The organism is Natronococcus occultus SP4, assembly GCF_000328685.1.
Classification (GTDB): domain Archaea; phylum Halobacteriota; class Halobacteria; order Halobacteriales; family Natrialbaceae; genus Natronococcus; species Natronococcus occultus.
Genome location: NC_019976.1, coordinates 97276 through 114617 on the forward strand (window position 1 = coordinate 97276; position 17342 = coordinate 114617).

The following is a 17342-nucleotide window of genomic DNA, read 5'->3' on the forward strand; positions in this document are numbered from 1 at the left end:
AATACGTGGTGAGCGCGACCGCTCGCGCCGGCAGGACTATCACGGAGTCGATCGTGGCGTCGCCCATGCAGATCGACGTTCGAACGAACGAGCGAGTCGATATCGTCGACGTCACCGCCGACGTCGCCGAGGCGGTCCCTGCCGATCTCGAGGACGGGCTCTGTACTGCGTCCGTTCCGCACACGACGGCCGGCGTGATCGTCAACGAACGCGAGGACCGACTTCTCTCGGATATCGAGGACGCGCTCGAACGACTCGTCCCCCGCGGGGAGACGTACGCTCACGACGCGATCGACGACAACGCGGACGCCCACCTGCGCGCGACGCTGCTTGGCGAGAGCGTTACGGTTCCCATCGTCGACGGCGAGCTCGCACTCGGGACCTGGCAGGCGATCCTGTTCGTCGACTGTGACGGGCCCAGACGGCGTCGGCTCCGAGTGACGACCGTCTCGGGGTGACGTTCCGAGACGAGCCGTCCGCAACGCCGGGTGGACGACCGATCACCGAACTCGTCGAATTCGCGGAGTTCATCGAGGAGCTGGTGGCGATCTACGAACAGGAGGGCCGGTTCCTCCAAGAAGGGGCGCGAGTCGACGAGCGTCCGCAGACGGCCGCTCACGCGACGGTCGGTCACGACGCGGCGTCGCCTGGTTCGCTGGCTGCCTCGAGACAGTATCGGTGACCGCGACGACAACCTGGCGCTTTCGGAGGCCACACAGAACGAGGAGCTCCGGCTCGAGAGCCCCGCGTTCGACGACGGCGAGCGGATTCCCGACCAGTACGGACGGATCGATGAACGGCCGCGTCGTCGCCCGGATACAGCTCACCGGTAGCGACGAACCCGAAGAGCCAGCGGCGTCTCGCTCAGTACGGCGGCCGCTGCGCTCGAACGACGCTCGCGAGCTCCTGGTGTTCGTCGGCGAGCAGTTCGTTCAGGTCGTCGACGGTGATGATGCCGTCCAGTTCGCCGTCCGCGTCCGTCACGGGAAGGCGGCGGACGCCCCGTTCGCTCATCAGTTCCGTCGCCCGGTAGAACCCAGCGTCGTGGTCGATCGTCTGGAGATCGTCCGACATCACGTCCTCGGCGCTGAGATCGCCGGGATCGGCTCGCTCGGCGAGGACGTGGACCGTCAGATCGCGGTCCGTGACGATTCCGACGGGTTCGTCACCGTCGACGACGACGACGCTCCCGACGTCCTCGTCGCGCATCGTCGTCGCGAGCTCGTGAATCGGTGCTCCGGTCGTGGCAGTGACGACGTCGCTTCGTGCGAGAGCTTCGACTGGCATCGTTGTCCCGCTTCCAGAGCGAGCGACATAGTTGCTGGTGGCTGTGTCCGTGACCGTGTGTTCTCCCTGACGGTCGCTTCCCGACGAGGACGGTGTCTGCGAGGGGCGATCGCCTACACGGGGACCGATGGGACCGCGTTGCCAGTATTACCACCCCGTGGGAACTCCGGATGGGTACTTTACTGCCGCCCTCCAAAAGGAGAACCGACTGACAATGGGTGAGTGTCCGATCCGCGGTGACTGCGGAATCGTGCACCGGACGTGTGAGACGGACGAGGTCCTTCGCGTGCTCGCCAACGCACGCCGTCGCGAGATCGTCTCCGTACTGGAGGCGCTCGACGACAACTGGATCACGGTCGACGAACTGGCTCGCGCCGTCTCCACGACGGGCGACGAGTGGCGGGGCGAACTCCATCACGTTCATCTTCCGATGCTCCGGGACCTCGGAATCGTCGACTACGACCGCCACGGGGAGACGGTTCGATACTACCGCTGCGATCTCGTCTCGAGCGTCCTCGAAGCCGTCGATGCGGAGGTCCCGACGACTCAATAACACCGTCGTCTGCCTCGACTACAAGTACTCCGCGGGCGATCCTCACCGACCGAGGACCGTGGATAGGTTTTTCCTTGCCAGTCGGTGACTACTAACGTATGTCAGTCGACGAACTGCGGGAGTACGGACTGGCCGAGATGACCGATACCGAGATCCGGGACTTCCTGTCCGCTCAGAAGGTGGGCGTCCTCGGACTCCCCGACGAGGACGTCCCCTACCTCCTCCCGCTCTCGTTCGGTTACGACGGCGACTCTCGGCTCTACTTCACCTATCTGCTCGGATCGAGCAGCCGAAAGGAGACGCTGACCGAGACCACCGAGGCAGCGAGCTTCCTGGTCTTCTCGGCGGACACAATGTACAACTGGGAGAGTGTTCTCCTGACGGGACGAATCTCCGCCGTCTCGGAGTCCTCGTGGGACGAACTCGAGGAGGTACTGGCCGACGCGTGGCGTCCGGAACTGTTCGAGTCGGCGTCACTTTCCGGAGCGGTCGCAATCTACGAGTTCCGGATCGACGAGCAGACGGGAATCAAACACCAGGGGCTCCCGCCGGCGTTCGAGGCGACCGACGAGTGACGGCCCAGTTACCGAACGACCGTCACCGGTACCGGCGCGCGCCGGACGACCAGTTCTGCCACACTTCCGAGTAGCACTCTCGACGAGCCTCGGCGTCCGTGGCTGCCGATCACTCCCTCGTCGACGCCGTTGTCCTCGACGGACGAGACGATCTCTCGAGCCGGACGTCCGACGACCGATTCAGTCATAGGGGTTCACGTCAGGGACGGCGTCCAGCTGCGCGCCGCGCCGAGCGCCGGGACGACGTACCCGCTCACCGCGTTTCTCGAGGTTACCTCCGGCGGAAATCCGGAGCTCGGGCCGGGACTGTACCGGTACAATCCGGGAACCACACGCTCGAAGCGAAGCCGGACGCGCCCGTCCACGGCGAGCTCACGGCAGCCGCGCTCCGGGGTGGGGCGCGCTTCCAGGACGATATCGACGCCGTCGTCTCCCGCGGCGGTCGCGTCGACATGGTCGCGGAAGTTCTTGACGAGGTCAGGGCCCCTATCCTGTTCATCGTCGGCGGGAACGACACACAAGTGCTCGAGCCCAACCGCGAGGGGCCCGATCGGCTCACCTGTGAGGCGGAACTGCACGTCGTCGAGGGGGTCGGCCACCGCTTCGAGAGAGCGGGCGAACTCGAGGTGGCGGCCGACTGGTTCGAACGGACGCTGAAGTAGTGGCCCCGCGGTGGTCGGTTCGGGCATTGACTCGGTCCCGGGAGAGCAGACGCGTTCGCCGCCAGTAGACTGACAGACGACTCCGACGGATCGTTACGACCGTTTCCGTCTTCAGCCTCCGGTTACGAATCGATATATACGTCACGCTAATATTTTACATAAGTACTCCAGTAAAGACTTCCGCTCGGAAAGCAGTCGTTACCGACCGCGGAACGTCGACCGTGGAGTCGGCAACAGCGAGTATACCACCGTCAGGTGGCAGTTACAGCGATCCGGAAGGGGCTAATATCGTTCGGTCGCGACCGATCTCGTGATCGGCAGCGTCGCGAAGGCGTTCGCCGAACGTCTCGACCATCGCCACGATCTTGTCGTAGCTCGCGTCGTCTATCAGGCTGGGCTCGTACACCTGGACGTCCCGATCCCCGCCGGTCTCCCACGTGAGCGAATCGAGGACGTCGGACTTCAACGCCCCCGCGGCCGCGCCGTACATTCCCCAGCCCGCGGTGATACCGACGGCCGCAGCAGGCGGGATAAGCGCCGCGGCGATCATCACGCCGACGATCGCTTCCGAGAACCCTCGCGTGAGACTCAGGACTCCGGCGATTCCGGCACCCAGCGCAACCGCCAGCGAGAGCAGGTTCGGCGAGACGCGCTCTTCCAGTTCGGCGACGGGGACGATGTCGACGCCCGCCGGTTCGAGTCCGCCCAGGCGAGCGAGTACCGCGATCCCGATCGACGCGGCGATGACGACGGCGACGCCGACGATCTGGTAGCGAAACCCCGTCCGCCGGAGCCCGTCGTCACCCGTGACGACACCGACACTGGCTGCCAGCGCGGGACCGAGCAGCGGTGCGATCACCATCGAGCCGACGACGACCGCGGACGAGTCGGAGAGCAACCCCGCAGTGGCGACGACGGCGCTCAACAGTACCATGACGACGGAGACCGAAAACGCGGGCGTAAGTCCGTCAGCTTTCGTCCGGAGCACCTGTCTCGAGGTCCGTTTACTCCTCGTTCCCCCCGGCTGTACCGGTCTAACAGCTCGTCGAACTCCGTGGAGATGACCGTCTCCACGTTGATGACGACGACCCGCGCGTCCTCGAGCCCGGCTTCGTTCAGGCTGTCGAGCACCGGCTCGACGGCGTACGACGGAAGCGGGAACCTGACGACGACGTCGTCCCCGCTCGCGCTCGCTTCGTTGCTAACGACGTACTCGACGTCTTCCGCGTCGAGGACGTCGAGGACGACCCGTCGTCGGTTCTCCGGTACCACGATCTCGAGATACCGCATGGACCGATCCGCCGACGAACGGAGGGATAACTCTACGGCGTCCCGTTCGACCGGGAAGGCGCCGGCGTCACTCGGAGAGCGCCACGCCCGACAGCTCCGCCGCCCGGAGCTCGTACCACTCGAGATCGACGTCGCCGGCCGAGACGTCGATATCTTTCGCCACGCGATAGTACCACGCCTCGAGGTCGTCGTCAACGTCGCTCTCGGAGAGCGGTTCGAACGATCCACTCAGAACCACGCTCGTCCAGTCGTGCGGTCCGTCCCACTCGTAGACGGTGAGACAGACCTCGTCGGTCGTCTCGAGGAACTCGCGTTTCTTGCTGTCGTCGGCGAACCCGAGGTCCATGATCGCTCGCTCTTCGTCCGCGTCGTACGCGAACGACATCGGGATGCCGTACGCCCGGCGGTCCTTCGAGAGACAGAGCACGCCCGTCGCCTGCTCGTTCAGGAACTCGGCGATCTCGTCCGCTGCCATCGTATGGCCGTACCACGTATCAGTCATTTCGGACACCAGCCGTCTAGATCATGGAATCGCTTATAGAAGCTACAGGAACGTATCCGCCAGTGTGAACGAACGATCGGACAAGTTCATCGGTTGCGGCGCGGTATCCCCGTCCTAATTCGGTAGGGACGTCGTACGACACCGCCCCGCCGCGCCGCTTTTTCTACTGTCATCTCGTACAGCAACCGATGGGATTGGAGACTGCGGGAACCCTCGAGGAACTGTGTCGTTCGCGCTAGCGGGATCGGAGCCTGCGGCTATGGCCGTCGCGACGGCGCTGCTCGGGTTCTACATCACCGAGGGAAGGCTGTCCTGATCGCGACGTTCGGCCGATACGCTACGCGGAGTCCCTGCCGTACCCGTTCGTCGTTCTGTTCGACAAGCTGACCCGCGTCGTCAACGGGTTCGTCGGCGCCGAGACGTCGATCGAGTCGGCCTCCCTCACTCGCAGCGAGCTCCAGGAGCTGATCGAGGCCGGAGAGCGCGCCGGAGCCATCGAGCCCGACGAACGAGACCGTCACCACGGAGGATCCGACCGAGGTGATCACCGGTGAGATCCTCGGTCCCCGCGAACCGGCCCCGATCCGCATCGTCGACGAGCGGACGGCCATCGTTCGCGGCGACGTCTCCGTCGCGTTGGTCAACGAAGCGCTCGATCTCTCCCTCCCCGTGGCCGCGACGTTCGACACCGTCGCCGGACTTGTTCCCGATCGAGCCAGATACCTCCCCGAGGACGTCGATCGGGTCGCCCGTGACGACGTCACGACCACCGTCGAGGACGTCGCCGACAGACGAATCGTCAACGTTCGGCTCACTCGACCGGCTGCCAGCGGACGGTAGCGGGGGTGGAGCGTACCGACTCGAGCCGTCGCTACTACGGTAACTTATTTGGCCGAATCGGTGGTGGGACCCCTACACCATGTACGAGACAGTTCTCGTTGCGACCGACGGCAGCGACCCGGCAAACCGTGCAGTCGACGCGGCGGTCGATATCGCGTCGACGTTCGACGCCGCGCTGTATGCCGTCTCGGTCGTCGACACCAGCCGATACGGCGACTCGATGTTGTCCGGAACGGAACGCCTCGTCGACGACCTGCGAGAGCGGGCCGACGACGTCCTCGAGGACGTCACGACGCGGGCCGACGTCGACGTGACGACCGAACTCCGGCAGGGCCGTCCGCACGAGGAGATCGGTGCGTACGCCGAGTCGATCGACGCGGATCTGGTCGTGTTCGGTAACCGCGGGCTCGGCGCCGGCGGGGAGATTGGCAGCACTGCGGAACGCGTCGTCAGGCACGTCGACCGACCGTCGCTCACGGTCTGACCGCTCCGTCGTCGACCTGTAAGCTCGCCTGGTATTAGCTATTTGGCAGCCTTCGACGTGAAGTTCCACGCCAATGTACGATACGATCCTCGTTCCGACCGACGGAAGCGATCCGGCGAACAGAGCGATCGAACACGCACTGACCCTTGCGGACAGGTACGGCGCCGATCTGCACGCGATGTACTGTGTCGAGACGCACCGGTACGGCGAACCCGCACTGAGCAGCACGGAACTCATCCTCGACAACCTCGAGGACCAGGGCGCCGCCATGCTCGAGGAGATCAGCGACCGAGCTGATAGCTCCGGAATCGACTGTCGCTGGAACGTCTGTCACGGCCGTCCGTGGGAAGCGGTTCGCAAGAAGGGGGCGGAGATCGACGCCGATCTGATCGTGATCGGTTACCAGGGACAGAGCCACACGCGAACGGATCGGATCGGCAGCGTCGCCGAGCGAATCGTTCGAACCGCGGATCGTCCGGTGTTGACCGCCTGACCGTTCCGATCGAGTGCCGACTCCTCGCCCGCGGTGGGGAGTCGAGACGCTACCCGAAGTAAACCGTCAGCGTCAGTACGAACAGGAACGCGTGCCAGACGATCGCCGCTGCCGCCCGCTCCGGCTGCGCGGTCGGCAGGGGCGGATTCCGAAACATCGCGTCGTAGACGAACGCCGTCGCGACGAGCGCGCCGAAAAACACCCCGGTGTGGAACTGGATGGTCGTCGCGAGACCGAGTACGACCCCTCCCAGAAGACTCGTTGTGATCCCGATGAGTATCGTATCGTAGTTGCTGACCATTTCGCCCCCCTCTGCCGGAGGCTAACGGCGCGACCGATGAAGAACCCCCGTCAGTTCTCGGGAACCGAGAACGTGACCGACGGGCCCTCCCACTCGTCCGAACACCCAGTGGCTACTCGTTCGAACGCGGGGTATGGGACGTCTGACTCGGACCGTCCTCGTCCCGACAGAAGGGTCGTCGCTCTCGATGAAAGCCCTCGAGACGGCGTTGACCGACTATCCGGACGCCGCCATCGTCGTCTCCCACGTCATGGACCCGATCGGATCGGGTCTTAGCCTCCTCGACGTGATGCGGCCAACGTTCGACGACGGCTCTCCGCCAGGATCGGTATCGCCGGAGTACTGGCGCGAGTGGCACGAGAAAGCGGAATCGAAGGCCCGAGCGGTCCTCGGCGACGCGCGCGCGATCGCGGCCGAACACGACCGGAGCGTCGAGACCGTCCTCGAGTTCGGCGAACCCGACGACGTCATCCTCGAGTACGCCGAGGATCACGACATCGACCGGATCGTCATGGGGAGTCACTGTCGAACCGGCGCGGAACGGTTCCTGCTGGGTAGCGTCGCGGAGACCGTCGTCAAACGGGCACCGGTCCCCGTCCTGATCGTCCGATGACGGCCGCGGCCGACGAAACGGGTGGGCCGCGGTTAGCGTCGATGCGATTCGATCTCGTCGTGGAACGATAGTTCACGCTCGGTGGGTTGCCGGCCGTTTCCGTTCCGGTCTATGAGTTTGACGGACTCACAGCGACCACACCGGAGCGGATAGACCGGTCCGTTATCCTGTGTGAGGACGACCTCGTGGTTCCACGGGTGGCGCCACCAATGACCGTACAGACGGCATTGCCATTCCATGTCATGACATACGCCGTCGCGGTACTTAACCTCCTCCCACGTTTGATAGCGTAAGATTCCGCGATGGGGATCGGCGGATTGCGCGTTTCTTCAGCGTTCGCGAGACGCGTTGCGTCTTGGTGTCAATCAGAATCTTCGACACGAATCTCAGCGTTGGACGCGGTGCAGGCGCTCCAGTTACACCGACACGTGGCATTAACCGTGGGGACGCCCCTAGAGGTTCTTCGGGACGAGCATGGTAGGGACCGTGCGATGTACGACACGATTCTCGTACCGACCGACGGAAGTCCGGTGGCAGAAGACGCTGGAACGTACGCGGTCCGACTTGCGGAGCGCTTCGACGCGATGCTCCACGTCGTCTCGGTTCTGGAGCGAGGACTCGTCGGCGGCGACGACGAAGACGAGGGCGAACAGGCCGTCGACGAACTGGCCGACCGAGCACAGGACCGTGGTCTCGAGGTGACACGCGAACGCCGCGAGGGGAACGCCGACGTTCACGAAGAGATTCTCTCATCCGCCGACGAGCGCGATGCGGACCTGATCGTGATGGGGACGACCGGTCGCAGCGGACTCGGCCGATTCTTACTGGGCAGCGTCGCCGAGCAGACGCTTCGGGAGTCGCCCGTCCCGGTTGCGACCGTCCACGAAGAGACGTCCCTCGAAGACGAGTTCGAACGCGTCCTGGTACCGACCGACGGGAGCCACAGCGCGGCGACCGCCCTTGAGCACGCCGTCGACCTCGCAGTCGAAACGGGGGCCCGGCTCCACGTCGTTCACGTCAGTGACGAGGGAGACGTCGACGGAACCGAGACGATCGACCTCTCGAGCGACGACGAACTCGGCCTCGAACCGGTCGACGACGCGCTCGAGCGACTGCGCGGGTCGCCGCTGGAGGCCGTCGACGTCTCGGTCCCCGCCGGCCGAGTCGACCAGCAGATTCTGGCGATAGCGGCCACGCACGACGCCGACTGCGTCGTGATGGGGACCCACGGCGAGACCGGCTTGCGGCGATACCTCCTCGGGAGTTCGACCGAGCGGGTCGTCCGCTTCGCCGGCGTCCCGGTGATCGGCATCAGCGCACCGCGAACCGAGGCAGTGACCGTCGAGTACCTCGACTACCGGGTCGTCGACGAACAGGGCTGGTCGATCGAGGACGACGACCTCCTCGAGCGCGCTGCGGACGCCGGTCTCGACGAGACGGCATACGGTACCTTCGAGGTGTCGCGCGACGAGTACGTCCTCGACGCGGCCGAGGCGGCCGGTCACGACTGGCCGTTTCACTGCCGGGCCGGCGGCTGCGTGAACTGTACCGCCGTGCTGCTCGAGGGGGGACTCGAGATGGACGTCCAGCGAAGTCTCTCCGAGGACGAAGTGGAGAACCACGACATGCGACTGACCTGCGTCGCGACGCCGACGAGTGACTCGATCGCGCTCGTCTACAACGCCAAGTACCTCGACCGGCTTCAGGACCGCGTCGTCTGACTGACTCGGCATAACCATGCCACCGTGGATCTCACGTCGCGCTGTCACCTACCTCGGGCTGGTAGTGGTAACGACCGCCGTCTTCACGGTCGCATACAATGTCGGGATGACAACCTGGGAGGACGAGCCCCAGCGGCTGGTCCAGTCGTTCGAGGTCGTCTTCCAGAGTTTCACGACGACCGGGTACGGGCAGGACGCACCGTGGGAAACGACGCGGATGAACCTGCTCGTCGTTGGGATGCAACTCGCCGGGATCGGACTGATCCTCGGGGCGATCGACGCCTTCGTCGTTCCCTGGTTCCAGACCGCGTTCCGAACTTCGCCGCCGAAACAGCCGGTCACGCTCGAAGATCACGTCGTGATCTGTGGTTACACGCCTCGAACCGAGTCGTTCGCGACCCAACTCGACTCCCTGGATCGGCCGTTCACCGTCGTTGAACCCGACGGAGAGACGGCGACGGAGTTACATGAGGACGGGACGACCGTCGTCCACGGTGATCCGGAATCGGTCGACGTCCTCGAGCTGGCGGCCGTCGAGACGGCAACGGCTGTCGTTATCGACGTCGCCGACGATGTCAACGCGAGTATCGTGCTGTCCGTCCAGGAACTGAACGCGAACGTCCCGATCGTGACTGTCGCCGAAGACGAAGATCGAGCGCCGTACCAGCGAATCGCGGGGGCGGACACGGTGCTGTCGCCCCGCCAGCTACTTGGCGAGAGTCTCGCGGGTCGAGTCCCGACCGCCGTGACGAGCGATGTCGACGCAAGCGTCCCGATTAGCGACGAGCTCGAACTGGTCGAGGTGTCGGTTACGGCTGGAAGCCAACTCTGCGGCCAGTCGATCGCAGAGTGTGAGCTATCGGACCAGTTTGGGGTGGTCGTCGTCGGCGCATGGTTCGACGGCGAATTCGAGAGCCCGGTCGAGATGGATCTCGAAGTGACGCCGGATACACGACTCTTGGTCGCCGGTGATCCGAAAAACGTCGACGAGCTCCGATCACAGGCACACTCGACCGTCCGCGATCTCGCACCCCAGCGCGTGTTGATCGCGGGCTACGACGAGTCGGGGGAAGCCGCTGCCAAGACCCTCGGGGGGACGACGACACAGGTAACCATCCTCGACATCGAGGACAAGCCGGGTGTCGACGTTGTCGGCGACGCCCGCGAGCCGGGAATGTTACGCGAGGCCGGCATCGAGGACGCGTCGGCGGTGATCGTCACCGTCGGAGACGACACAACCGCCATCTTCGTCACGCTCGTCGTCCAGGATCTGAACGCCGGCGTCGACGTTTTCGCCAGGGCAGATCGGGAGGAAGACGTCCAGAAACTCTACCGTGCAGGAGCTGACGATGTCCAGGCGCTGGCGACGGTCAGCGGTCGAATGATGGTCTCGACTGTTTTCGAAGACGAAGCTGCGCTCGCGTTCGACAAACGGATCAGGGTCGTGGCGACTCCGACCGGTGAACTCGGAGGGCAGACGCTCGAGACGGGCGACATCCGCGAACGGACCGGGACGACCGTCCTCGCCATCGTCAGGGACGACGACGTAATTACCGAGTTCGACCCACAGTCGTTCGAACTCGAAGACGACGACGAACTCGTGCTGGCCGGTACCGACGAGAACGTCCGCCGGTTCGAACGTGAGTTCGGATAGCAATCTGTCGCCCGTTGCTTGCTGCTGGCGTTCTCCGATTCATGACTTGAACGTCGTCGAATGTCGAGAGAGAACTTGGAATGTGTTTGCACGCGACTGTGAGGGTCGGGAACAGTTTTATATGAGTGATCGGTGTCCGTTCGGCAACGAATACGTGACACGGAGGAGTCATGACATCTGACACTAACAACGAGCTCACCCATCATCTGGGCGTAGCGATCGGCAGCATCGTCGTGGCTGTTCTGCTGTGGGGCATCGGATACCGCGGCCAGCGAGTCGTCGCTGCCGTTCCCTTCTTCATCCTGTTTGTCGTAATGGTTATCGGCCCGCTGGTCCGTATCAGGCCGTCGATCAGGCGTCGGTTTTCCGGGAACTTCCCCGTGAACTGGCGATCGGAACTGGGGATCTGGTTTGCGATCTGGTCGGTCGTCCACGTACTGTTCGTCTTCTGGGCACGCGACTGGGACGTCGTCGGCTATCTCGTCGACATGAGTCCGTGGGCGTTCGGTGCCATGGTCGCCGTCATCATCGCGATCGTGCTGGCGTTTACGTCCAACAACAGAGCCTACGACTCCCTCGGACCGAAAGCCTGGAAGTGGCACCAGAGTCACGGCACGTACGTCATCTTCTGGCTCGTTGCCGTCCACGGCTACGATCGAGCGTACCTCCGACCGTACGAAGAGATGGGGTTTCCCTCGGACGATCCGCTCCACCTGATTTACCTCGCGATGATCGTCATCGTCGTCGCCCTCCACGTGGTCGCGTTCATAGCGGTCGTCTCCGAGTACCGGAAGACCGGCGAGTATCCACCGGACCTGTAGCCCTCGCTCAGAACAACCGCCCCGAGTCGACTTCGACCCCGCGCTCGAGGAGCCCGATCATGTAGCTCGATCCGAAAGCCTCGCGAACGGGAATCGTCGACCGGTTAGTACCGGTCGAAGTACCGGTCCTGAACCTTCACGAAGACGGCCATCAGCAGGGCGAAGACGATCGCAGCGACACCGATCTGGGTCCAGTGGACGAACGCGAGCGGCTCGACGTCGAACAGGAGCTGTCCGGTCGACGTGTAGAGGACGAGCAGCTGCAGTGTTATCGCAACGCCGACGGCGAGCACGAGCCACCGATTCGAGAAGATTCCGAGACCGTACCGGAACCGAATCGCCTGAATGCGAACGATTTCGAAGACGACGAAACCGGTAAACACCATCGTCTGTGCGAGCTCGCGGCCGACGTCGTAGCCGGGACTCCAGCCCAGCAGCGCTCCGGTGACGTCGTACCCCGGGATCAGCTCGCCGTAGAAGTTCAGCGTGAACAGCGGGAGCAGACAGACCGTCATGAACAGCGCGATGCCGACGATCGAGGTCACGATCCGCTCCGTAATGACCCCTTCGTCCGGCGGTCGTGGCTCTCGCTCCATGATGTCATCGGCCGCGGGATCGACGCCCATCGTCAGCGCGGGGATACCGTCGGTGACGACGTTGATCCAGAGCACCTGGATCGGCGTAATCACGAGGCCCAGACCCGCGAGCGTCCCCGTGAAGATCATCGTTACCTCACCACCGTTGCCGGAAAGCAGGTAGTTGACGAACTTGCGGACGTTGTCGAAGATGCGTCGACCGCCCCGTACCGCGTCGCGGATCGTCGCGAAGTTGTCGTCGAGCAAGACGATGTCGGAGGCCTGCTCGGTGACGTCCGTTCCGCGGATCCCCATAGCGACGCCGACGTCGGCGTTTTTCACGGCGGGCGCGTCGTTGACGCCGTCGCCGGTCATCGCGACCGTGTGACCCTTCTCCTGAAGCGTCTGGAGAATGCGCGTCTTGTGTTCGGGCGAGGTGCGAGCGAAGATGTCGACGTCCTCGACGACTTCGGCGAGCTTCTCGTCGCTCATCTTCTCGAGCTCGGGTCCGGTGATCACGCGCGCCGATTGCAGTCCCACCTCCTTGCCGACCGCTCGTGCGGTAACGGCGTTGTCGCCAGTGATCATCACGACGTCGATGCCGGCGTCGAGACAGCCCGCGAGGGCGTCCGGTACTTCGGGCCGGGGCGGGTCAAGCATCCCCTGTAGCCCCACGAAGACCAGCTCTTCCTCGAGGTTCTCGTCCGGGTTCTCGGTCTGTGAGTCGGGGACCTCCGGCCGATAGGCAAAGCCCATAACACGCAACGCGTCCTCGCCGAACGACTCGGTCTGTGCCTCGAGCTCCCGACGGCGCTCGTCGGTCAGCTCGACGACCTCGCCGTCGACGAGCTCGCGGTTACAGCGCTCGAGGACGGTCTCGGGTGCGCCTTTCATGTAGGCGACCGTTCCGCCGTCGGGCGTCTCGTGAACGGTCGTCATCCGCTTTCGGGCGGAAGTGAAATCCACTTCGCCGATCCGGGGGTACGCCTCGTCGAGTTCGTCGTGGTCGAACCCGGCCTTCTGTGCGGCGACGAACAGCGCGATCTCGGTCGGATCACCGAGATACGTTCGCTCCTCCGCTCCGACGTCGACGGCCGCGTCCTCGTCGTCGGCTTCGTCCCGTTCGCGGGTTCCGACGTCGACGTTGTTACACAGCATCCCACAGCGCAACACCTCGGTCACGCGGTCCTCGTCGACGGGATCGCCGTCCCGGAGGAACTCGCCGTCGGTGTCGTATCCGGTGCCGGTCACCTCGTAGGTTTCGCGGTTGGTAACGATCCGCTGGACGGTCATCTCCTCTTCGGTGAGTGTCCCCGTCTTGTCGGTACAGATGACGTCGACCGAGCCCAGCGCCTCGACGATCGGGAGCCGACGGACGAGCGCGTTCTTCTCGGCCATCCGGCGGGCGCCGAGCGCCAGCGAGAGGGTGACGACCGCGGGCAGTCCCTCCGGGACTGCGGAGACGGCGATCCCCACTGCCGTCAGGAACACCTGTAGCGGCGCCGTGTCGCCGATGACGAGTTCGGTGATCGCGATGATCGAGACGATCCCGACGACGCCGACCGCGATGAGCTTGCCCAGGCTGTCCATCTCGGCCTGAAACGGCGTGTCGCGATCCTCGGCCTCCTCGAGCGCGGTCGCGATCTGGCCGATCTCGGAGGCGGGACCGGTCTCGACGACGACTGCCGTCCCCGAACCGCGTTCGACGACGGTGTCCTTGTAGAGCATGTTCTGGCGTTCGGCCAGCGAGGTCTCTCTGGCAACGTCACCGACGCCCTTCGAGACACCAACGCTCTCCCCGGTCAGCGCTGCTTCGTCGACGCTCAGGTTCGACTCCTCGACGATGCGGGCGTCGGCCGGAACGATGTCGCCCGACTCGACGAAGATCACGTCGCCAGGTACGAGTTTCGTGGCGTCGATCTCCCGCTTCTCGCCACCGCGACTGACGAGCGCGTACGTCGTCGACATCTCCTTTAGCGACTGGATGCTTTGTTCGGCCCGGTAATCCTGCAGGAAGCCAAAGAGCGTGATGAAGACGACGATGCCTGCGATGACGCCAGCGTCGATCAGATGGCCGACGCCGGCCATCACGATCGCAGCGACGATCAACACCCAGATCAGCGCCGAGGTGTACTGCTCGAGGAGGATGCGAAGTGGGGAGGTGCCCTCACTCGCTTCGATTTCGTTCGGTCCCTCTCGTTCGAGGCGAGCACGCGCTTCCTCCGGATCTAATCCATCCCGTGAGGTCTGCAGATCCGCGTAGACGTCTTCGAGCGGGCGCGAGTGCCAGTCGCCGTCGGTGTCTGACCTGGCTCGCTCGTATTGCTCTGACTGTGACACGTGTGGAGTATGATTCTCGGTAGAGTAATAATCAGTTGGGATCCCCAAGGGTTGGGAACACGATCAATCGTGGCGATCTGTCCGGGTTCCGGCGACCGATTGGTCGTTGACGAGAAGGTGACGAGCCAGCTCCAGTCTGCCCGTCGGTCGAACCGACTCCCGGGTTCGACCTCGTCTGCGTCCCGGAGCTACCCGGTGGGGAAAACGCCGTCGTCGAACGGTACGACGGCGACCGTGTACGGCGTCTCGTCGACGAGCTCGGGGGTCGAGTTCGGACGTCGTTGTTGCCGCGTCGTCGCGGTGTCCGAGAGCGATCGCTCCGCGAGCGTTCGCGTGCCGCAGTCAGGACAGCCCGACCGCGGCGGCAGGACGTTCTGGGACGGAGCGACAGTCGTCACCACCAGTATCGACGAAGAGAACGGGACCGCGACGACGAACGGCCGACTCGACGTGTCCAGCACCGGGGCGACTATTCCGATCGATGGAGGAAGACGGCGTTCTACCGATCATACGCCTGTTCTCGTCTCCCCACGATATCCGGCAGCAGTTTCCGCTGGGCCGACGCGAGATGTTCTGCGAACGTCGCCCGGTTGATCTCGAGCGCCGCGGCGACCTCGCCGGCCGTGGCGTCCCGTGGTCGCTCGAAGTACCCCATCTCGAGGGCCGTCCGGAGCACCTCGATCTGGCGGTCCGTAAGGACGTCCCGGTCGACATATAGCAGGTTCGATCCCTTCCGGCTGGTCTCCGAGCGAATGAGCCGTTCGACCGAGAGTCCCTCGTACTGTGATCGAAGCTCCGTGAGCAGGGGCCGGATCTCGTCCATCTCGGCGACGTGGAAGGTGACGAACAGCGCGTCCTCGCTCGCCTCGACGTTCGCGATCGGACAGCCGAACCGTTCGATCGAGACACAGGGGCAGTCCCGGTCGGCGTCCCGGTCGAACCGGTAGATCTCGCTCGAGGCGTCGGTAAACACCGTCTCCACCGGAAGTTCGAGGGCGTCAGCGTCCTCTCTGCTCGATTCGAGGACGAACTCCTCGACCGTCCGTCCCGTCTCCGGATCGGCAGACCAGGCGATCGATCGGCCGGTCCCGCCGGTCGCCGCGGCGACGTCCACGACCGGACACTCTGCGGGTGACTCGATCCGTAACTCGACGCGAACGCCGCTTCCCATGTGGTGTGGTATCAGAACTCAGTATAAAAGTAAGATGCATGCATCTTCATGGCCCTGATAATAGCTGCTGTAACTGACGGCCCATGACCCTCTCGCGGTCGTCCTCGCGAGACGTGCCGAGTATATAAACCACCACAGCGTTATGGGAGCGGTCGTTTGTTGCCGCGTCACGCAGTACCGGAGTATGAGCACCGATTCGCCGACCCAGGATCGGAACCCGTTTCGAGCGATCGAACTTCCCGACGGCACAGATCCGATCTCGAAGGGGATCGTCCGCTCGTTCGAGCGAACGGACGGAACGGTCACGGTCGAGGTCGCCGTCGACGGGCTCGGCGACGACCTCGCAGAACGGATCGTCGAGCAGATCCGCGGCGCCGCGCTCGCGGTGCCGGAGACCGAACGCGTCCGCGTGTTGCCGGCGCGCCACAAGGACACGGACGTCGAGCTTCCCGCCGTCGATCACGTGATCGCCGTCGCGAGCGCAAAAGGCGGCGTCGGGAAGACGACCGTCTCGGTCGCGCTCGCGCGGACGCTGTCTGCCAGGGGGTACGACGTCGGGCTCTTCGACGCGGACATCTACGGACCGAACGTTCCCCACCTCCTCGAGGACGTCGAGGGCCCGGTCCTGACGAACGACAGCGGCCAGCCGGTTCCCCTCGAGGGCGAGGACGGACTGCAGGTCCTCAGCCCCGGCGTCGTCGGTGGCGACCCGCCGACGGCCCGTCGCGGCGCGATCGCGTACGGCGCCGTCGAGAACCTGCTCGGCCAGGGCGCCTGGTCCGAGCGGGACGTGTTGATCATCGATATGCCGGCGGGATCCGACGACGTCGTCGGCGCCGTAGTCGAACACGTCCCGGTCGACGGTGCCGTCTTCGTGACGACGCCGTTCGACGCGAGCGTCGAGGACACCCGCCGGACGATCGAGCTGTTCGACGAGCGCGGCGTCGCCGCCGTCGCGGGGGTCGTCAACATGAACAGCTTCGCGTGTGAGTGTTGTGGGGAACGAAACGTCCTGTTCGAGGACGCCGTCGAACTGGACGTGCCGATCGTCCACGGTGTCCCCTTCGATCGCGAGCTCCAGCGCAACCCCGGGGGTCGCCGTGAGTACGACGCGTTCGACGAGCTCGCAGGGACGGTCGGCGAGTTCCTGGAGGAGGTCCTCGGCGCCGTCCCCGACGACGCCCTCGAGCTGCGGGGGCTGCCCCGCGAGAGCCAGGTGCGACAGTTGAGCGACGAGCTGGGTGCGACGGCGCCCGGTGACAGCGTCAGGGCCGTCGTCGAGGACCCGACGGCCGTCGACGACGCGCTTCGGGCCGACGTCGGCGGCGTTCTCGACGCGGCCGATCGCTCGCCGGTTGGGACGACCGGAGCCCTGCTCGAACTGACGCGGGGCTGATCGTCGCTCGTTGTTCGCTGTTCGTGGTCCGTCACTCGTTACTCGCGCTCGTGGTTCGTTTCCC

Annotated in this window: 19 protein-coding genes and 3 pseudogenes; 14 read left to right on the plus strand and 8 right to left on the minus strand. The window is 64.7% G+C overall.

Annotated features, from left to right (window positions below; translation table 11 throughout):
- Positions 1-65: 65 nt before the first annotated feature.
- Both NATOC_RS19980 and NATOC_RS19985 read left to right on the plus strand, forming a co-directional pair.
- Complete coding sequence (locus tag NATOC_RS19980) at positions 66-458, plus strand: secondary thiamine-phosphate synthase enzyme YjbQ (protein WP_015323312.1); 393 nt, start codon at positions 66-68, stop codon at positions 456-458.
- Positions 455-682 carry a DUF7557 family protein gene (locus NATOC_RS19985; protein ID WP_015323313.1) on the plus strand — a complete coding sequence of 76 codons (228 nt, stop codon included), beginning with the start codon at positions 455-457 and terminating at the stop codon, positions 680-682. The genes NATOC_RS19980 and NATOC_RS19985 overlap by 4 nt, the downstream gene beginning before the upstream one ends.
- Before the next feature lie 182 nt (positions 683-864).
- Here NATOC_RS19985 and NATOC_RS19990 read toward each other — a convergent pair whose 3' ends face one another.
- A complete protein-coding gene (locus NATOC_RS19990; RefSeq protein WP_015323314.1) occupies positions 865-1287 on the minus strand; it encodes a CBS domain-containing protein in 423 nt (140 codons plus the stop codon).
- A 250-nt stretch (positions 1288-1537) separates the two neighbouring features.
- Between NATOC_RS19990 and NATOC_RS19995 the strand changes: the two genes are divergently transcribed.
- Both NATOC_RS19995 and NATOC_RS20000 read left to right on the plus strand, forming a co-directional pair.
- A complete protein-coding gene (locus NATOC_RS19995) occupies positions 1538-1840 on the plus strand; it encodes a winged helix-turn-helix domain-containing protein (protein ID WP_245549728.1) in 303 nt (100 codons plus the stop codon).
- 98 nt (positions 1841-1938) lie between these two features.
- Positions 1939-2415, plus strand: coding sequence for a pyridoxamine 5'-phosphate oxidase family protein (locus tag NATOC_RS20000; RefSeq protein WP_015323316.1), 477 nt, complete (start codon positions 1939-1941; stop codon positions 2413-2415).
- Positions 2416-2423: 8 nt separating this feature from the next.
- Here NATOC_RS20000 and NATOC_RS20005 read toward each other — a convergent pair.
- Positions 2424-2600, minus strand: a pseudogene (locus tag NATOC_RS20005) (universal stress protein); the annotation flags it as partial.
- A 192-nt stretch (positions 2601-2792) separates the two neighbouring features.
- On the opposite strand from NATOC_RS20005, the pseudogene NATOC_RS20010 reads away from it, so the two are divergent.
- A pseudogene (locus NATOC_RS20010) lies at positions 2793-3077 on the plus strand (alpha/beta hydrolase); the annotation flags it as partial.
- A 463-nt stretch (positions 3078-3540) separates the two neighbouring features.
- Here the strand turns inward: NATOC_RS20010 and NATOC_RS20015 are convergent.
- Positions 3541-4367 (minus strand): annotated as a pseudogene (locus tag NATOC_RS20015) (TIGR00341 family protein); the annotation flags it as partial.
- Between the two features lie 67 nt (positions 4368-4434).
- Positions 4435-4869, minus strand: a complete 435-nt coding sequence (locus tag NATOC_RS20020; protein WP_015323317.1) for a pyridoxamine 5'-phosphate oxidase family protein — start codon at positions 4867-4869, stop codon at positions 4435-4437.
- Between the two features lie 383 nt (positions 4870-5252).
- Here NATOC_RS20020 and NATOC_RS23330 point away from each other — a divergent pair, with 383 nt between their 5' ends.
- The 4 genes from NATOC_RS23330 (at position 5253) to NATOC_RS20040 (ending at position 6686) form a co-directional block, all read left to right on the plus strand.
- Positions 5253-5423 (plus strand): hypothetical protein, encoded by a 171-nt coding sequence (locus NATOC_RS23330; RefSeq protein WP_394296453.1) that lies wholly within the window; start codon positions 5253-5255, stop codon positions 5421-5423.
- Positions 5410-5709, plus strand: a complete 300-nt coding sequence (locus NATOC_RS20030) for a transporter associated domain-containing protein (RefSeq protein WP_049888995.1) — start codon at positions 5410-5412, stop codon at positions 5707-5709. Before NATOC_RS23330 ends, NATOC_RS20030 begins: the two co-directional genes overlap by 14 nt.
- 79 nt (positions 5710-5788) lie before the next feature.
- Positions 5789-6193 (plus strand): universal stress protein, encoded by a 405-nt coding sequence (locus NATOC_RS20035; protein ID WP_015323318.1) that lies wholly within the window; start codon positions 5789-5791, stop codon positions 6191-6193.
- Positions 6194-6266: 73 nt separating this feature from the next.
- Positions 6267-6686, plus strand: coding sequence for a universal stress protein (locus tag NATOC_RS20040; protein WP_015323319.1), 420 nt, complete (start codon positions 6267-6269; stop codon positions 6684-6686).
- A 49-nt stretch (positions 6687-6735) separates the two neighbouring features.
- On the opposite strand, the gene NATOC_RS20045 is transcribed toward NATOC_RS20040, so the two are convergent.
- Entirely contained in the window at positions 6736-6987 is a 252-nt protein-coding gene (locus NATOC_RS20045) for a hypothetical protein (RefSeq protein ID WP_015323320.1), read from the minus strand.
- A 133-nt stretch (positions 6988-7120) separates the two neighbouring features.
- Here NATOC_RS20045 and NATOC_RS20050 point away from each other — a divergent pair, with 133 nt between their 5' ends.
- From NATOC_RS20050 to NATOC_RS20065, 4 genes are all read left to right on the plus strand, one after another.
- Positions 7121-7600 carry a universal stress protein gene (locus NATOC_RS20050; RefSeq protein WP_015323321.1) on the plus strand — a complete coding sequence of 160 codons (480 nt, stop codon included), beginning with the start codon at positions 7121-7123 and terminating at the stop codon, positions 7598-7600.
- Positions 7601-8091: 491 nt separating this feature from the next.
- Entirely contained in the window at positions 8092-9321 is a 1230-nt protein-coding gene (gene fer / locus NATOC_RS23120; RefSeq protein ID WP_015323323.1) for a ferredoxin Fer, read from the plus strand.
- A gap of 16 nt (positions 9322-9337) precedes the next feature.
- Complete coding sequence (locus NATOC_RS20060) at positions 9338-10975, plus strand: potassium channel family protein (protein WP_015323324.1); 1638 nt, start codon at positions 9338-9340, stop codon at positions 10973-10975.
- 170 nt (positions 10976-11145) lie between these two features.
- Entirely contained in the window at positions 11146-11796 is a 651-nt protein-coding gene (locus NATOC_RS20065; RefSeq protein ID WP_015323325.1) for a cytochrome b family protein, read from the plus strand.
- Between the two features lie 104 nt (positions 11797-11900).
- Here the strand turns inward: NATOC_RS20065 and NATOC_RS20070 are convergent, their stop codons facing one another.
- The 3 genes from NATOC_RS20070 to NATOC_RS20080 form a co-directional block, all read right to left on the minus strand.
- The gene (locus NATOC_RS20070; RefSeq protein ID WP_015323326.1) at positions 11901-14711 is read right to left on the minus strand and encodes a cation-translocating P-type ATPase; all 2811 of its coding nucleotides are present in this window, start codon (positions 14709-14711) and stop codon (positions 11901-11903) included.
- 188 nt (positions 14712-14899) lie between these two features.
- Complete coding sequence (locus tag NATOC_RS20075; RefSeq protein WP_157224716.1) at positions 14900-15109, minus strand: hypothetical protein; 210 nt, start codon at positions 15107-15109, stop codon at positions 14900-14902.
- Between the two features lie 101 nt (positions 15110-15210).
- Positions 15211-15882, minus strand: a complete 672-nt coding sequence (locus NATOC_RS20080) for a helix-turn-helix domain-containing protein (RefSeq protein ID WP_015323327.1) — start codon at positions 15880-15882, stop codon at positions 15211-15213.
- A 184-nt stretch (positions 15883-16066) separates the two neighbouring features.
- On the opposite strand from NATOC_RS20080, the gene NATOC_RS20085 reads away from it, so the two are divergent.
- The gene (locus NATOC_RS20085; protein ID WP_015323328.1) at positions 16067-17278 is read left to right on the plus strand and encodes a P-loop NTPase; all 1212 of its coding nucleotides are present in this window, start codon (positions 16067-16069) and stop codon (positions 17276-17278) included.
- Positions 17279-17342 lie beyond the last annotated feature (64 nt).

What these genes read in the sequence shown, in the direction of transcription:
- NATOC_RS19980 (WP_015323312.1), top strand. Translation starts at nt 66, where the DNA reads ATGCAGATCGACGTTCGAACGAACGAGCGAGTCGATATCGTCGACGTC.
- NATOC_RS19990 (WP_015323314.1), bottom strand. Translation starts at nt 1,287, where the DNA reads ATGCCAGTCGAAGCTCTCGCACGAAGCGACGTCGTCACTGCCACGACC.
- NATOC_RS20000 (WP_015323316.1), top strand. Translation starts at nt 1,939, where the DNA reads ATGTCAGTCGACGAACTGCGGGAGTACGGACTGGCCGAGATGACCGAT.
- NATOC_RS20020 (WP_015323317.1), bottom strand. Translation starts at nt 4,869, where the DNA reads ATGACTGATACGTGGTACGGCCATACGATGGCAGCGGACGAGATCGCC.
- NATOC_RS20035 (WP_015323318.1), top strand. Translation starts at nt 5,789, where the DNA reads ATGTACGAGACAGTTCTCGTTGCGACCGACGGCAGCGACCCGGCAAAC.
- NATOC_RS20040 (WP_015323319.1), top strand. Translation starts at nt 6,267, where the DNA reads ATGTACGATACGATCCTCGTTCCGACCGACGGAAGCGATCCGGCGAAC.
- NATOC_RS20045 (WP_015323320.1), bottom strand. Translation starts at nt 6,987, where the DNA reads ATGGTCAGCAACTACGATACGATACTCATCGGGATCACAACGAGTCTT.
- NATOC_RS20050 (WP_015323321.1), top strand. Translation starts at nt 7,121, where the DNA reads ATGGGACGTCTGACTCGGACCGTCCTCGTCCCGACAGAAGGGTCGTCG.
- fer (WP_015323323.1), top strand. Translation starts at nt 8,092, where the DNA reads ATGTACGACACGATTCTCGTACCGACCGACGGAAGTCCGGTGGCAGAA.
- NATOC_RS20060 (WP_015323324.1), top strand. Translation starts at nt 9,338, where the DNA reads ATGCCACCGTGGATCTCACGTCGCGCTGTCACCTACCTCGGGCTGGTA.
- NATOC_RS20065 (WP_015323325.1), top strand. Translation starts at nt 11,146, where the DNA reads ATGACATCTGACACTAACAACGAGCTCACCCATCATCTGGGCGTAGCG.
- NATOC_RS20080 (WP_015323327.1), bottom strand. Translation starts at nt 15,882, where the DNA reads ATGGGAAGCGGCGTTCGCGTCGAGTTACGGATCGAGTCACCCGCAGAG.
- NATOC_RS20085 (WP_015323328.1), top strand. Translation starts at nt 16,067, where the DNA reads ATGAGCACCGATTCGCCGACCCAGGATCGGAACCCGTTTCGAGCGATC.